Origin of the sequence: Spirosoma flavum, from assembly GCF_042686045.1 — a bacterium.
Lineage (GTDB): Bacteria > Bacteroidota > Bacteroidia > Cytophagales > Spirosomataceae > Spirosoma > Spirosoma flavum.
Window position 1 is genome coordinate 424433 of record NZ_JBHUOM010000023.1, and the last position, 16309, is coordinate 440741.

Annotated in this window: 13 protein-coding genes and 1 tRNA gene; 5 read left to right on the forward strand and 9 right to left on the reverse strand. The window is 42.6% G+C overall.

The annotated features are described in order from the left end of the window. Window positions 1–175: 175 nt before the first annotated feature. From tkt to ACFS25_RS22480, 3 genes are all read right to left on the reverse strand, one after another. The gene (gene tkt / locus ACFS25_RS22470) at window positions 176–2221 is read right to left on the reverse strand and encodes a transketolase (RefSeq protein ID WP_381505471.1); all 2046 of its coding nucleotides are present in this window, start codon (window positions 2219–2221) and stop codon (window positions 176–178) included. Between the two features lie 708 nt (window positions 2222–2929). Beyond that, window positions 2930–3181 (reverse strand): hypothetical protein, encoded by a 252-nt coding sequence (locus ACFS25_RS22475; protein ID WP_381505473.1) that lies wholly within the window; start codon window positions 3179–3181, stop codon window positions 2930–2932. Between the two features lie 140 nt (window positions 3182–3321). Then, window positions 3322–3654 carry a hypothetical protein gene (locus ACFS25_RS22480; RefSeq protein ID WP_381505475.1) on the reverse strand — a complete coding sequence of 111 codons (333 nt, stop codon included), beginning with the start codon at window positions 3652–3654 and terminating at the stop codon, window positions 3322–3324. A gap of 340 nt (window positions 3655–3994) precedes the next feature. Here ACFS25_RS22480 and ACFS25_RS22485 point away from each other — a divergent pair. Then, window positions 3995–4068 (forward strand) — tRNA-Arg (locus ACFS25_RS22485). Window positions 4069–4197: 129 nt separating this feature from the next. Here ACFS25_RS22485 and ACFS25_RS22490 read toward each other — a convergent pair. Then, window positions 4198–4788 carry a hypothetical protein gene (locus ACFS25_RS22490; RefSeq protein ID WP_381505477.1) on the reverse strand — a complete coding sequence of 197 codons (591 nt, stop codon included), beginning with the start codon at window positions 4786–4788 and terminating at the stop codon, window positions 4198–4200. Window positions 4789–5067: 279 nt separating this feature from the next. Between ACFS25_RS22490 and ACFS25_RS22495 the strand changes: the two genes are divergently transcribed. Beyond that, complete coding sequence (locus ACFS25_RS22495; RefSeq protein ID WP_381505479.1) at window positions 5068–5232, forward strand: hypothetical protein; 165 nt, start codon at window positions 5068–5070, stop codon at window positions 5230–5232. 637 nt (window positions 5233–5869) lie between these two features. Here the strand turns inward: ACFS25_RS22495 and ACFS25_RS22500 are convergent. From ACFS25_RS22500 to ACFS25_RS22510, 3 genes are all read right to left on the reverse strand, one after another. Continuing rightward, window positions 5870–6124: a hypothetical protein gene (locus ACFS25_RS22500; protein ID WP_381505481.1), complete on the reverse strand. Its 255-nt coding sequence runs from the start codon at window positions 6122–6124 to the stop codon at window positions 5870–5872. A gap of 742 nt (window positions 6125–6866) precedes the next feature. Further along, window positions 6867–7226, reverse strand: a complete 360-nt coding sequence (locus ACFS25_RS22505) for a hypothetical protein (protein ID WP_381505483.1) — start codon at window positions 7224–7226, stop codon at window positions 6867–6869. Between the two features lie 793 nt (window positions 7227–8019). Beyond that, entirely contained in the window at window positions 8020–8685 is a 666-nt protein-coding gene (locus ACFS25_RS22510; protein WP_381505485.1) for an arginine-tRNA-protein transferase, read from the reverse strand. A gap of 397 nt (window positions 8686–9082) precedes the next feature. Between ACFS25_RS22510 and ACFS25_RS22515 the strand changes: the two genes are divergently transcribed. Both ACFS25_RS22515 and ACFS25_RS22520 read left to right on the forward strand, forming a co-directional pair. Continuing rightward, window positions 9083–9319, forward strand: coding sequence for a hypothetical protein (locus ACFS25_RS22515; RefSeq protein ID WP_381505487.1), 237 nt, complete (start codon window positions 9083–9085; stop codon window positions 9317–9319). Window positions 9320–9870: 551 nt separating this feature from the next. Then, on the forward strand, window positions 9871–12315 hold the full coding sequence (locus tag ACFS25_RS22520) for a TonB-dependent receptor domain-containing protein (protein ID WP_381505489.1): 2445 nt from the start codon (window positions 9871–9873) through the stop codon (window positions 12313–12315). A 215-nt stretch (window positions 12316–12530) separates the two neighbouring features. Here ACFS25_RS22520 and glf read toward each other — a convergent pair whose 3' ends face one another. Then, window positions 12531–13652 carry a UDP-galactopyranose mutase gene (gene glf / locus ACFS25_RS22525; protein ID WP_381505491.1) on the reverse strand — a complete coding sequence of 374 codons (1122 nt, stop codon included), beginning with the start codon at window positions 13650–13652 and terminating at the stop codon, window positions 12531–12533. 644 nt (window positions 13653–14296) lie between these two features. After that, window positions 14297–14890, reverse strand: a complete 594-nt coding sequence (locus tag ACFS25_RS22530; RefSeq protein WP_381505493.1) for a chemotaxis protein CheB — start codon at window positions 14888–14890, stop codon at window positions 14297–14299. Window positions 14891–15515: 625 nt separating this feature from the next. Between ACFS25_RS22530 and ACFS25_RS22535 the strand changes: the two genes are divergently transcribed. Beyond that, a complete protein-coding gene (locus tag ACFS25_RS22535; RefSeq protein WP_381505495.1) occupies window positions 15516–16193 on the forward strand; it encodes a sugar transferase in 678 nt (225 codons plus the stop codon). Window positions 16194–16309 lie beyond the last annotated feature (116 nt).

The following is a 16309-nucleotide window of genomic DNA, read 5'->3' on the forward strand; positions in this document are numbered from 1 at the left end:
AGACGATATAATAAAAAATCCCTTCAGAGCTCTGAAGGGATTTTTTATTATCAGCACTATTTTTGTATTAATATATGGCAACATTGCATTCAGCATTAATTTGTCTGTAATAAAGTAACAACTGGTTTTCAGTGATTTACGAGTTGATTATCGTGTCCTAATCTGCTCATCGTCTTCAAGACAATACTTCTTTTTTGTCAATACCTTCAGGTTGACCTTCTAGGACACTTTTAGCTTTTTTGACTACGTTCTCAACTGTAAAGCCAAAATACGCCATAACTTCTTCACCGGAACCAGACAAACCAAAGCGATTCATACTAAGCGTAGTTCCTTCGTCTGTGACGTATTTGTGCCACCCGATTGGTGAACCTACCTCAACGGCCAGCCGCTTGCGGATAGAGGGCGGCAAGACCTCACGTTGATACTTTTGGTCCTGTTTTTCGAATAACTCCCAGGAAGGCATACTAACCACCCGTGCCTGAATACCCTGTTTTTTTAATTCTGTCTGTGCATCCAGCACCAATGATACTTCCGACCCCGTCGCAATCAAAATTAGTTGGGGTGTTCCTTCAGCTTCACTCAAAATATAGGCCCCCTTTTCGAGACCCCGCGCCGATCCATAGTTACTCTGGTCAATTACGGGCAATTTCTGACGGGAAAGAATTAGAACGACGGGACCTTTAGGTTGCAGCATAGCTACTCGCCAGGCTTCGACTGTTTCGTTGGCGTCGGCCGGTCGAATAACGACAATATTAGGGATGGTCCGCAGCGAGACAAACTGTTCAACGGGCTGGTGAGTAGGTCCGTCTTCACCTAAGGCAATACTGTCGTGTGTAAATACAAACGTAGCTGCCGATTCAGCCAGAGCTGTTAAGCGAATAGCACCGCGCATGTAATCTGAAAAGTTCAGGAATGTACCACCATAGGGATGCACACCACCGTGTTGTGCCAGGCCATTGAGGGCAGCTCCCATAGCGTGTTCGCGTACACCAAACCAAATATTCGAGTTGCTATAATGACCAGGCTGAAAACTAACATCGCCCTTCGTTGGCATATCGTTGGACGAAGCCAAATCAGCCGAGCCACCAAACAGATAAGGCACTCGTTTTTTTAGGGCTTCCAATGCTTTACCCGATGCCTGTCGGGTAGCTAACGGCCCATCGGCGGGCGTAAATTGAGGCAGATCAGCCTCCCAATCTTCGGGCAGTTTACCGGCAAATGACAGATTGAAGGTTTTAGCTTCTGCTGAAAACTGCGTTGTGTAAGCATCAAATCGTTTTTTCCAGTCAGCCTGTAGACCGGCTCCACGTTTTCCGGCTTCGAGCAAATACGGTATTACTTCATCAGGTACCACAAACGACTTGTCAGGGTTCCATCCGAAAAATTCTTTGGTTTTACGCAAATTTTCTTCTCCCAACGGGCTACCATGCACCTTGCTGGTTCCCTGCTGTGGGCTTCCGTAGCCGATAATTGTACGCACTGCAATAATCGATGGCCGATCTGTTTCGGCTTGAGCCGCCCGAATAGCTTTGTCAATAGCATCCAGATCATTGCCATCGGCGACATGCTGTGTATGCCAGCCATAGGCATCGAATCGAGCCATACGATCTTCGGTAAAGGCCAGATTAGTGGGACCGTCCAGCGAAATCAAGTTATCATCGTATAAGTAAATCAGCTTACCTAACTTGAGGTGACCTGCCAGCGAAGCCGCTTCTGATGCTATACCTTCCATCAAATCTCCGTCGCTAACAATGGAGTAAGTATAGTGATTCATCACCGTATGCTCATCCTTATTATATGTCGCAGCCAGGAACGCTTCAGCCATGGCCATACCGACACCGTTAGCAAAACCCTGACCGAGCGGGCCTGTAGTTACTTCAACGCCCGGCGTCAAATTCGATTCAGGGTGTCCGGGCGTCCGGGAATGAATCTGACGAAAACTTTTCAGGTCATCAAGTGAGAGATCATAGCCATAAAGATGCAGCAGACTGTAAAGCAAGGCCGATCCATGTCCAGCCGATAATACGAACCGGTCACGATCAGGCCAATGTGGATCTTTGGGATTAAAGCGCAAAAAGCGCGACCAGAGAACATAAGCCATGGGGGCCGCGCCAAGTGGTAAACCAGGATGTCCAGAATTGGCTTTCTGAACGGCATCAACCGACAACAGTCGGATGGTATTAATACTGAGTTGGTCGAGGTCAGCTGATTGATTAGCCATAACGAAAAAAACGAACGTTGAAAAATAACCTTATTATCCTGACATATATTTATCTACATACCAGGTATTATAGATTAACAACCAAACGCAAAAGAAGATTGAAAATAGTTGTAGCAATCAAGTAAGTTGATTATCAGATATATAGAATAATCATTTATTCAACATGAGAAAATCGTGTTTATACTTCAGACTAAATCAGAAAAAAGTTTAGTTATGTAAACGCCAGAAGTATTGCAGTTGTACTATAATGGACACGATCTGTCCACAATCGTACACATAGACTAAGCGAAATATTCTATTTGGGCTAATAATCAGGCATTTAGTTTTTTGGTATAGTAGTTGAGCTACTTTTAGAGAAAGATACCCTCATAATATCAAGCCAAATTGCCTTGATGTTATAACGTCATTCAAAAAGATTAAAAGTTTAGGTTAAGAAAATAGAAAGCATACATAGCTCTATGTATGCTTTTTTGTTGTCTATTTATAGGTATCAACGTCAGTGAAGCACTCAGGCAGTCGTAATAAGATGCGATGAATTTACTGTTCATAATCCTCTTGATAAGAGCTGTCTGACCTTCGATTTTAACTAAAGGCCCGTCCAAAATTTGGACGGGCCTTTAGTTAAAATCTTCTCTACAGTTTCTGCGTTAGTAATCCGCGCAATGTAATGAACCCAAGTAGGATTCCTTCGAAAGCAATCACGCGTAATTAAAAACCGAATGCGGCAGGCGGATTGCTTAGTTTAGTCTGATCAATGATAGAATACACGAAACCGGCAATATCAGGTGCTCTCTTCAATGCGCTTACCACCTCCTGATAAGATTCCGTTACGCCAAAGGGTTGCCCAATTCCTACCATGTAAATATAACAACCAGCAGCCATATCCATGACTGTTGCAATGTGTCCAGCATCAATTAATGTCTTTTTTGCACTAATTGTTACTTCAATAAATCTAGCCATAGTTAAGGTATTTTTACCTGATGTACAAGATAGCGTTTTTTAAACACAAAAAATCATCAATACAGCCGGTTTTTTGCATTGAATCGGTATAATGCTAGCATAAATACAGTCACTCACTCTATTAATCGCACTTTTTCTTATTAATGCGTAGCGACAATATCCGGAAAATCTACGACTGTATCTACCTGATTAATCTTTGCTACCGATACAACGAGAGTAGCTAAAGCATTTTTAGTGGGTTCGTCAATCATTAAAACCCAGTCTGTTTTAAGAATATGATGCGTTTTGTGGCCGATAGGATCATGTACCGTCGCATTAGCCGTTTCCTTTTGAGCCAGCGTAATGTTTATAGTATCGCCTTCCTTAAAAGTAGGCACAAAGCTGAAGTACCCATCAGCTATAACACTACCCGCCTTGTGCTCCGTAGCAGGTTCAAAAAAAATAACTTTCAGATTTTCAGATTGACTACTCATTCGTATTTAGTCAAGATTAAGAATACTACTATTTAGGTAACTGCCAGAAACTACCAAATGTTATGGGTGTTATTTCGGTCCAACTTACACTAGTGGCACTCTGAAAGTAATCTTTATTTATTATTAAAAGATACTAACTCTTATTAATTCAGAGGGCAGCCTGGTTGAATGAGTAATGTGCAACATCGCGAAAAATCATATTGGTTTCTCATTTTTTTGCATAATCGTATCAATGAGCGTACTTTTGAGATTACTATGGTCAACGGCAGTAGGTTCAAATCCACTTACTTCGACAAATATGTGGGAGTAGATTACCTTAAACTAGTGACTTGGCATTTTTGGTCCCGTAGCTCAGCTGGATAGAGCATCTTCCTTCTAAGAAGGCGGTCATTGGTTCGAATCCAATCGGGGTCACATTGACAATCAGTTAGTTAGCTTCGTTGCTGGCTAGCTGATTTGTTTTCAAGTACATCGTTGGGGATAACAATTCATTGGTTCCTCGCTTTTATTTGTAGGCATAGAAAATGTCGCCCTTTGCTATCACTAACGACCATTCAGTAGGTTGGCAAACTCTTCTACAAATGAATGGCTATCGATTAACTCACAGTCAGAGGTCAACGCCGAAACTTGTTGACTGGCTATTGATAACCGGGTAATTTGCTCCATTACGCAATCGTCATTGTAACCTTTGGCGTGAACGACGATTGCCAAAACCCCATTATTTCGCCAGGTTTCACTCCAAATTAACATTGGCTTGCCTTTTTCCTTAGTACAGATCGGGATGCTGCTCTGCAAACTGGGAACGCCCTCCCCGTAATTTAACACGAAACTCTTCTTTAGTTCATCACTATAGTCGCAGGAGAGTTTAAACAACAGGTTGTCATAGAAAAACAAAGAAAAATTGGCGACGAAAACGCCCTTTATTTCCACTTTAGAAGCCTTAAAAATACGAATATGAGTACAAGGCAGTGTTAATGTTCCTTTGACATAAGCTTGACCTTCTTCCTTGAAGTCAATTCCTTTTAGTGAGTCGGGTGTGGTGACGCCAATCATATACTCACCCAATCCGCTGACTCTTGACTGAGCATGAATATGATACGCTGAAAGACAAAGGAGCAGTATACCGTATTTCATTGTCGAAAATACACGTTAAATTAATTCGATCATATCAAACCGGGCTCATGCCGCAGGGAGATGTGATAAGTTAGGGCCATTCCGTAAGTAGGCTATTTGCAACATGCATTGTCACAAGCTATATAGTAACAATTGGTCATAGCAAGGGTTAAAAGGTAAAGCCTCAACTGATATGAGTAAAAGCATGTCGGCTGTGTGGCAAAGTGACAACCGGGTTACGGGTTATTTGTACAGTAGCTATTTACTTGATTTTACAAACAAGTTTAACTCATCTCTAGTATGTTCATCATCATTGAGGGATTTTACGGCGAAGATCAAACGCCACTGATTGTTGTCGATGAAAAAGGTCGTCCCCGCTTGTTTGAAATCGTGGAGGATGCCGCCCAGTATTGCCTGCAAATGAGCATTACTGATTTCTCCATCTTCGAGCAATATTCACAATAATCCCTACCAATCTACTTCCCTCCTTGCTTTGAGTTTAATCACACTATTGGTTGACAGATATGATTGACAAGCTGATCGTTGTGCAACCAGTTCTTCCAAAGACAATATTCGAAAGGATCAGGTTAAAACAACGTTTATCCAGAAAAAGGCAGTTTTCCAACGCTTAAGGATGTTCTTATTTAGCGAATCAGCTTGCTGTCAATTGGGTAGAATTGTTGATAATCGTATTAACTACCTAAGGAGTAGACTACTCATAAAGACAGCCGACTCCTAGTTAGAAATCGGCTGTAAAGATTACCATTCTGAATATTCACTTGGTCTGTACGTTTCGTGCAGCAGATTTGTTTCAGAAGTAAGACGGGTTTGGTTACTATCTGTCAATAGTTAGATGCTATTTCCTTCACCGACAGATTCGAAAGCTGAGGTATTTTACCACGTCATAAATGGTTAAGAGACTTCCAATCGGCCTACGCTAGTCTAATACCTGTAGCGACTAAAAATGAGGCAGTCGCTTCAAAGAAATTAATAAACCAAGTCTCCGACTATAAAAACAATGTACATATCAGTATAACTCGCTTATATTCTGATAGTTAATTATAAATACATCGCTTTAATTGACTTACAAAAGTCACAATGCCTAAGCCATCTCATAGATTTCCTGCTCAGACATAGCTTCTTCCTTAGCTAAACAGACCATCACCAGCTCGGCAAATGCAACTTTATCGGATTTGCGGTATTGCCACTGAGCCACTCTACCGGAAGGCGCTCTGAAATCCTGACTAACCTGCTGACACATGGCCCATGGCTTAGGATTCATTCTGATTTTATATTGACGAATTGGCGTATCCTCAGCAAACCAAAGGTCTATAATGTTTTTTATCGTGATTTTCATGATGCACTCGTCAAGCAGTAGATATTTAAATGACTAAACGAGTAAATGTAGTTTTAATTCATTATTTGATGATTAAATTGACTAAAAGGTAGTCCTGATACGCAATTTAAAGATGCATAAATAATTTTTTGAGCTGAGTTTGCCACCTGACTCTCACTTATTAAATCATCTCTATTTGGAAGGGGTTGTCAGACAGTCAAACTAATATTGACTAGCCAGGTCTGGGAGTAGCTGGATTACTATTAAACAAGAACACACTATCATCTGGGCGCAGGCTTATAAATAGCTGACATTAAGCCAAAAGGATTTACTCACGAGCATCGGCTGGCCGAGAGCTGAAGCAGTTATACAACCAACGAACGTGCTGGATTATCGACTGGAACGTTGTTTACTATTAACTAAAGTGGAGATAAAAGTAGTCCGATATGGGGGACATGCAGTGGGGGTTCAACACGGTAATGATACTATCACATTTACAGACAATATCCTATTCTATACCTACGCGTGCCAGCTTGTCGTGCATATTATTGGAGGAGTGTGCCCAATTCAAAACAGCATTAGCAGTAAATTAACTTCCCACTTAGTAACTCAGTATTGATCAAATACTAATAATCTACCTCACTACGGGGTAATCGTTTTCAATTCCTATGCTCGTCCCATTGATGAGACAGCCACCGTTTTGTAAGCCTAGGCAGTTGGATTTGGTTTCAATTGAATCTGCCAGCAGCGTGACAAACACGGTCTAAACGATAACCTTGCCTGTACTTAATTCCTGTTGCTGACGCGCCCAAATCAATTCTCGTTTTACTTGAAATGACATGGCAACTGCCGTTGACTCCCGTTCTTCATCATCCTGTATAGCCTGTTGTTCCGTAAGACTCAATGGGCCGGCTTGATGAATACGTTGATAGGTATCTCTAACCTGTTCAATAGCCTGACTTTCCAGCTTATAATGTTGCTTCCATTCCTGAACATGCTGTTGAAGAATTTGTACCCAAGTTGGTTTATCACCTACTGAACTTGGCGTAATTGCAGCCACATTGGTCTCTATAGCCTGTTGCCGGTAAGCATCGAATAACTGATTAAACGCATCACTCGTCATGATCGCTTTAATAATAGGGTTGTATTATAGGTACAGTTGATTGTACGTATCTAAACTTGAACAACCTAGCTTAGCGTCAGTAAAATTAATTAATAATGAACTGTTTTCTGGTAGATTGACTAAACGGTAGGGGCTAGTTGATGTTAAAGAGTGACTTTATACCCTTGTTTACTTTAAAGGGCGCGTTTAAACCTTATAGATACGGAAAGTGCATAGGCTAAGACATTTGCTGCGCCGATTAATAGATAAGCTTTTTTTGTAAACTTAATGTTGTTACTTTAGCGTCTAGAGGGCACAACAATATACTATACTATTGATTAAATAAATCCCTTTATAATTATACAGACAATGTTTATAAATAGCATAAGAGATAAAGAGCATCTTGAGGCACATCGATACCAGCTTGAGCATAATCTCGCAAACAGCCAAAAGTTTTTGAATTTTTTTGAGTCAAGACTACCTGAAGGGTATACTAAACTGAGTAGTAAAGACTTTAAAACAGACATACAAAGTAAGTTTGCCGAATCTGCTTACAGTCATAAGCAGTTGATCGCTATGCTAGAAACATACCATCAGGAGGTAATGAAGGCATTGGCAGAATACGACAAAAATAGGCCGTAAAAAAGCCAGCAGAAGAAGCGGACTGTTTGAAAAGATAACCGTCAATCACGGCCAACTCGTTATATTATAGTGTTCATCCGGTCTAGGTATTCGTTTGTCTTTTAAAAAGTTAACGATTTGAACGATGCTATTTGGTGGTATGCAAGGCCGGCAACTGTGAGTAAATACTGGTCTAATTTTCATCCAGCCTATTGGCTGTCAAAGTAGTGACCGTTTCCCATGAAAATGGAAGCCATTGGCCAGTTCTATCATTGAATACTTCAGTAGCTGCTTCACAAGGAAACAGTTTATAATCGAATTTAGGGTAATTACTGACCAGGTAGCCGGGATAATAATATTCTTTTTGCTGAAGTTGAGCGTAATTTATTTTCAGCAGCATCAGATATTTACCTAAACTATGTCGGTGATATTCCGGGTGATAAAAATTCATAATACCGGCAATACTTCGTTCACCGTTATCGAATATACCAACGGCAATCAACCTGTTTTCATCTCTGACTTCGATCACATACGTGTCAAATGTAGTATAGGCAGCTCCGTTCAGTAGCCAGAATTCGACCGAGTCGGGAGCGTCGAAATTTAGGGTACTTTTATAAAGGGCATAAAGGGTTTCTATTTCTTCAGAAAGAATAAAGGGTTTGACCGTTACCGAAAATCTTTCATTGATTCTAAGCAGTCTGGATTGCTTGGGTCCGTACGTAACAGCTGCTAATGCAATACGCAACCAGTGTACAGCACAACGCGTATCATCGAAAAGTATATACTGACACGTAAAAATTTCCTGCTGCATCCGAAAATAACCTATGCTCAAGAACAAATCCAATTCACTTCCTTCCATCGGTAAAGTAATCCGTCGCTATAGTGCGTTTTTCTTGTAGAGTTGAGACAGAGGGCAATTTAACGTTTAATCTCATACAGACTCGTTACCTCCCCGTATCAAGTCGACAAAAAGATGGAGCAGGTATAAAATGGAAAACCAAACAGGCATTCTTATCATTAAAATATGGGCTTGTCTACTTCTCGCCAGGACGAATGTCGTTTCCCTACACCGTAATGCAGTGGCAAATAGAAACCTTGCATTCTGTCTGATAACATAGGGTTAGAAGATACACTAGAGAGCACAATCAGCAGATAAAACAAGGGGTTTAATAGTGTAAAAAGAGCTTACTTTTATGCGGAAAGTTGACTTTATTTTGTTCTTATTATAGAATATAATCAACTAGTTATAAGCCATTATGGAGTCTATTCACCTACCTACGTTAGCGGCTCACACATCGGAGTCGAGAGGTACCCGCGCCACCCGTCGTAAGGTAAACGGACAGGCTACAGCAGCCTTACTGATTCAAATGGCAACCGAGATTTTAACGGCATCGCCAACGCTCAGGAAGAAGGCTAACATTACGCTGATGGATTTAGCTGCGGCTGATAAAATTCGGAAAGATTTAACCAAGAAGGCCACCCTGTTATACTAAGTCAAACAGTCCTGTAAAGCAAAATCCCCGCCATAACTGGCGGGGATTTTTGTTATGTAGCAGCGTTTTTCAAGCTTCTTCTACGATCGGCACGATTAAAAAAAACCAGTGTGCATAAGTTGTTTTTTTGATGAAGAAACCCAGTTGGCAAGATGCTTCATTCTGTTATTTGCACAAAAATCATCCTTGTTTGTAATGTTTCTCTGACTGAGTCGTCTTAGCCTTGACAGGAACGTACAATCTATTCTGACCACTTATTTTTATGTCTTATTCATAGATTTCTGCTGGAAAAATAGCCGTTTACGAGCCGTCCATATAAACAATCATATAGAGCAAATCGCCTTTTCAATCGTTACGATTCTTACCAACAAAATGAATAGTGCAACTTATTTTAACGCTAAATGCAACATACGATAGGTTGACGCCATCCTTAATACGATGAACTGATACCCGTGAAAGCCAGGCCATGTATATCGGTTCGTTTACGAAAACTTAACTGTCACATTCTTAATTAATCGCACCCAACCGGTTCGACTCCAACCAACTTCTCGATGAAACATCTTTTCACGCTGCTCCTGCTTGGCGTAGGGCTTACTAGTGCTTTTGCTCAGATTTCCCACCCCGGCAAATTGACTGGCATGCTCACAGATTCCACTACCACTAAACCCGTTCCATTTGCCACAGCGGCACTAATGGAGGGCACTAAACTCGTCACCGGCACCACCACAGATGGGGCCGGGATGTTCATATTGCCTGCTCTACCACTAGGCAGTTACACCCTAGTCTTATCGTTTGTAGGCTACCGTACGAAAACACTATCGGTGAAACTTACTACAGAACAACCCTCCCTTCAGCTTGGCCCCATCCTAATGGCTACCGAAGGTAAAACGCTTGGCGAAGTAACCGTAGCAGGTCAAAAAGCACTGGTTGAGGATAAAGGAGACCGCTTGGTGTATAATGCCGAAAAAGACATTTCAAACGCCGGGGGCACGGCTGCGGATGTACTCCGAAAAGTGCCGACGCTAAGCGTTGATCTGGATGGAAATGTGCAGATGCGAGGTAATGGTAATATTAAAGTACTCATCAATGGAAAACCCTCGGCCATGATGGCTCGTAATTTAGCCGATGCCCTGCGGCAAATGCCAGCCAATGTCATTAAATCCATCGAAGTCATCACCAGCCCCGGAGCCAAATATGATGCTGAAGGCTCTGCTGGTATCATTAACATCATCACCAAAAAAGCACTTCAGGGGTTTAATGGCTCTGCTACGGTTACGGCAGGTAATTTTAACCGGGGACTAGGCACCAGTCTGAACCTGAAGAAAAAGAAATTCGGCCTTTCTCTGTCAGCAAACGGATACCAGTTTCGCAACAGGCGGGAAAACCAGTCGATCCGTACTACCCTGATGCCCGGTAGTGACGGACCCAGCCAACCACTTAATATATTGACTCAGAGCAGCACCGCCGACAATACTGGTACGGGTGGATACGGGGAGATGAGTGCAGATTATGACCCCGATTCGACCAATCACATCAACTTTGCCGCTAATGTCTGGGGTGGTTATTACCCGAACAACAGTAGCGTAATGAACCGGCTGACCAACCCCGCAGGACAAGAGTTGCAAGCCTTTCGCAACAACATCCAATTCAGCAACCCGTATGGCAACGGCCAACTCGATCTGGGTTATACCAAAACGTTTAGGAAGCCAAACCAGGAATTTTCGGTTTTAACTCAGGTTAGCCGAATGCCTGATAATTATTTTTACGACACTGACCGATATTCCACATCCGAGTTGCTTACTTATCGTCAACACAGCACTAACTACAGCCGCAACAAAGAATATACCTTTCAATCCGATTATACCCATCCCTTCACCATCAATGGCAAAAGAGATACTACTAACATCAAACTTGAAATTGGGGCAAAGGGCATCCTGCGCGACATCGGTAGTGAATACCGGGTAACACAGTCTTTGGATGGCCAGAGTGCCTTGCTCCCGGATTCTTCCCAATCGAACGACTTCAACTATACGCAACGGGTATATTCAGGCTATACAGCCTTACGGATCGACACGAAGCGCAAGTGGAGTCTGAATGCCGGAGCGCGGTTCGAACATACCAACATTAGTGGCGATTTTTTGACGACCAAAACCAAACTAGCTAGTCAGTACAACAATTTGATTCCCAGTATTACCGTATCCAAAAGCATCAAAACTCATACAGTAAAGGTCAGCTATACTCAGCGTATCCAGCGCCCAATGGTCTGGTATTTGAACCCCTGGCTTAACCAGAGCGATCCTAAAAACATCCAGACCGGCAATCCATATCTAAATCCCGAACTAAGCCACGCTACCGAGCTTTCTTACAGTGGAAGTACCAAAAATGGTCTATCAGTGAATTCAGCGCTTTACTGGCGGCTGACTAACAATGCCATAGAATATCTCTCGACGGTAGATGCAGCCGGAATATCTACGACCAAACCTCAGAATATTGCCCAGCGGAAAGCTTATGGTCTAAACGTAAATCTAACTAGCCAGCCAACCAAAAGCTGGAGCCTGAATGGGGGTGGTGATTTTCGCTACGTAGATTTGTATAGCCCCTCGCTGAATCAGGGTAATAACGGCCTTGTCTGGAATGTCAATATGAACACCAGCTACAAACTACCCCAGAATTACACGTTACAGGCCAATGGCAACTTTAGTTCGGGCTGGATTAGTTTACAGGGAACCAGTACGGGCTTTTACTGGCACAGTATTTCAGCAAAGCGCGAGTTTATGAACAAGCAGGCCAGCCTGACACTGGGCTTAAATAATCCCTTCAACCGGGGAGTGACTCAAACCAGTCGGCAGTCAGCACCAACGTTTGAGTCAGAGTCTCGATCTTATTACATCCGACGTTCGGTGCGACTCTCATTTGAATGGCGGTTTGGACAAATGAGTACTGGTGGTGGCAAAAAAGGCAAGAAGATCAGTAATGATGACAAGGATGGCCGGTAAACATGCACGTCTTGTTCCTAAAATCAGTACGCCTATAATGAAGGGAGTATTCGTTCGTAAGCAGTAAAATCTATTTACTTTTTGCTAGTTTCTATACTATTCAAGCTAGCCATATGGTACAGCTTTTCACCTACTGCTTACAGTGATCGATAAATTATGATTCCTGGCTTGCCAACGTATTTTATTTGGCAAGCCAGGAAGTATAGTCTCACCGCTTAGCCTTTAGCCACCTCTTGAAGCGAGTCAGCCCCTATTAATTTCTTGTACAGCGTTAGAGCCTGAGCCACTACCTGATCCATGTTATAGTACCGGTACGTACCCAGTCTCCCCACAAAATGAACACCCGTTTGCTCATCAGCTAACTCCTTGTACTGCCGATAGAGAGCCGCGTTTTCAGGCCGTGGAACGGGGTAATATGGGTCGCCCTCATCCTGTGGATACTCATACGTAAGACTCGTTTTCGGATGTTCCTGCCCGGTTAGCTTTTTGTACTCCGTAATACGTGTGTAGGCGTGGTCATTCGGATAATTAACAACCGAAACGGGCTGGTAATCGCTTACATCCAGCGTTTTGTGGTCGAAGCGAAGCGACCGATAAGGAAGTTTGCCGTAACAGAAATCAAAATACTCGTCGACTGGGCCGGTATAAATCAGCTCATTAAACGATAATTGGTCCTTCACTTGCTTAAAATCGGTACTAAGCATCTGGTGGATATTCGGGTGATCAACCATTTTCTCGAACATCTTCGTATAGCCGTGAAGCGGCATATACTGAAACTCGTCCGTGAAATAGCGATCATCCTGGTTGGTACGGGTCGGAATACGTGAAGTCACCATCTTATCAAGTTCCGACGGATCGACGCCCCATTGCTTACGGGTGTAACCCCGAAAGAATTTCTCGTACAGATCGCGGCCTACCTGGCTGACAACAACATCTTCGGACGTACGAATGTCATCGACCTTTTCGCCAACGCTTTTGAAGTACTCCGCCAATTCCTCTGACGTAAAATTGTAACCGTACAGCTTATTAACCGTATCGAGATTGATAGGAATGGGAAGCAATTGCCCATCAACCGATGCCAGAACCCGGTGTTCGTAGTGACGCCATTCTGTGAACTGAGACAGATACGAAAATACGTCGGGGGAATTAGTATGAAATATATGCGGCCCGTAAAGGTGAATCAAAATACCGTCTTCGTTGGGGCAATCGTAGGCATTTCCACCGATGTGGAATCGTTTGTCAATGAGTAAAACTGTCTTTCCGGCCTGATTGGCTAAGCGTTCGGCCAACACACTACCGGCAAATCCGGCACCCACAATGGCATAATCGTATTGCATAAAAAGGAGTTGTATTTATAAATGCTTTTATTCGTTAGGTACAACTTGTTGCGAAAGGTAATAGTCCTTACATCGGCTAAATTTATGAGGTTGTGGTCCTTTTACTTATTTATTGGTACTCGTCAGGTGTCAGCTGAGTGCATCCCTCAGTAGACAGTTATCTACTCTTCAAAATTCGCACCGCTATATTTATTTTAGCAAACAGCTTCCAGGCTTTTAAAAATAAACTGGATTATCTGAAGGCTTTTCGGGTGAATGCCACATTGACCCAAAATCGGTGGCAGATGCTCCCCAACAAAATAGAAAAGAAGAATAGGATACCCAAAAGGGATAACCCAACCGCTTATTTAACTGTACCCGGTATTCATAAACGCCCCCTGTTAGGTCGGAGAAGCGCTACGTATGGGAAGCGCGAACAAGAGTACCAATCATGTCCACCGCCACAAAGGTAGACCAGCCGCGCGGTGGATACAAGGAATATCAACCAACTCAACGGTATGAATCACCTATATCACGTCAGCAATGACCAGTCAATTGGTATCATTCTTTGCAGTATTGCGGACCTTTCCGTTTAAGGTATCCATCAACAGACGAATCAGGGTTCATTACATTATAGGCACAGCGATTGGTGTAGTACGAGCAAACTAGGAAGAGGTTGATGCCTTCGACGCCACAAAATCCAGTAAAGCATGGGCCAGTCGTTGAGGAGATAAAATCTCGCTAGGATGATCTTTAAGAATAGCTGACGCTGGCATGCTGGCAAATTGGGCCGTTTGGGGGTCTTGCACCATAACCGTGCCTTTTTCGTCGTGAATGTGAATGGCCCCGAGAGACCCGTCAGAGCCAGCACCGGACAGCACAATTCCAATCGCATGGGCCTTCTCTCCTTTAGCCAGTGAATTAAAAAAGATGTCAACTGCCCAGTTGCTTCTAGACTCTACATGTCGGTCTTGTAAGTGCAGAGAACCGTTTTCAATCGTCATCATTTTGTTGATGGGTAGCATATAGACACAATTGGGGCGGACGGGTTGATTGTTGGTGGCCCACTGAACAGGCATGTTCGTATGTTTGGCTAAGAGTTTATCTGCAATACTGACAAAGTCCCGATTTAAATGCTGGATAACAATAAAGGCGATCCCCGAGTCTGGCGGTATCTGCTCGAAGAAATGCCATAAGGGTTCCTGACCACCAGCCGATACGCCAATGGCGACGATAAAAAACTTTTTTTTAGTTGGCATAGCAAAAGGGGACCCCTGTACAGTATATTCCTCAAAATAATCCAATCAGTGCACGGCACTCTAGCCTCTTCAATTTATTCATTTATGTAAAACTAAGCCGTTTTTGACTGGTTTGCCTAATTAATTTTTAAAGCGGCTTAGCTGTGAAAATTTATATTATGTACAAAATTAATGATGGTAGTATATTTCCTTAAGTGCGCGTTAGCATATTTATTGTCAATAAAATACGTCCAATCGTTAACATAGCCAACAATTAGGTAAAACCTGTGATGCTACTAATGAGTCTGTTCGTTCATGTACTTAATAACTCACCCCCCATATTTATGTTACTATGTTTAAGTTGATCTCGGTAGAAACAGATTAGCGTAGAGAGTAACTGCATTCAAAATTGGAGTTGGATCGTATAAGAGCCAATGTAATGAGTAGTCACAAATTGCCCTATCGCATGTTGATAAGTAAGCAATTTCAAAGGTATGTAATATGCAATTGGCAGTAGCGAAGCCTATCACTTTAACAATCAGATTGATGGTCGTTAGTTGTATTTGTAACCCACTGATTAGGTGAACGTTCCCTAAGTGAAAAGGCCAGACTTACTCAACTTCCATACTGTAAAATTGACATTTATATGCAGGCAACTTCTAATGAAAAAGCATTTCACTTACATCTGAACTACGATGTTCAGACTGAACCTCATACCAGTAAATGGTTACTGGCGGATATTAAAAAGCGTGTATTCGACATTACCGTAGCCAGTTTAGTAACAATTGCTATTCTCATTTGGCTTTTTCCTCTACTTATTCTATTGATTAAATTGTCATCGGCAGGCCCTGCTCTGTTTATTCAATTGCGGACGGGGCGAAATGGCCGCTTATTTCCATGTCTGAAATTCCGGACTATGGTCTACGATAATAATGCCCACTTTCGGCAGGCCACTCGTAATGATGCGCGCATAACACGCATTGGAAAGTTTCTGCGCAAAACGAATCTTGATGAAATGCCCCAATTTCTGAACGTATTGGCAGGACATATGAGCGTGGTTGGACCACGACCGCATCCAATCCCTCTGGACGATCAGCATTGGCATACGATGCCTGGCTACAAGGAACGCTATACCGTTCGGCCCGGCATTACTGGGCTGGCCCAAGCCAGAGGGGCACGGGGCGAGACCGATAGTTTATATAAAATGAAGCTACGAGTACGATACGATCATTTATATATCCGTCGGCAGTCATCTCGACTGGATGCAAAAATCTGCTGGTGGACGGTTAAGGCCGCTATCTACGGAAATGAAAATGCTTGGTAATTAATAGGTTAAGTCAACTTCAACAGTATTATAACTTGTTGAAGTTATTGATTTTCACCTTTGCTTGGTCTCTGAACAGGGTTGCTTTTTAAGACATTCACCTATCTCTAGTAGAT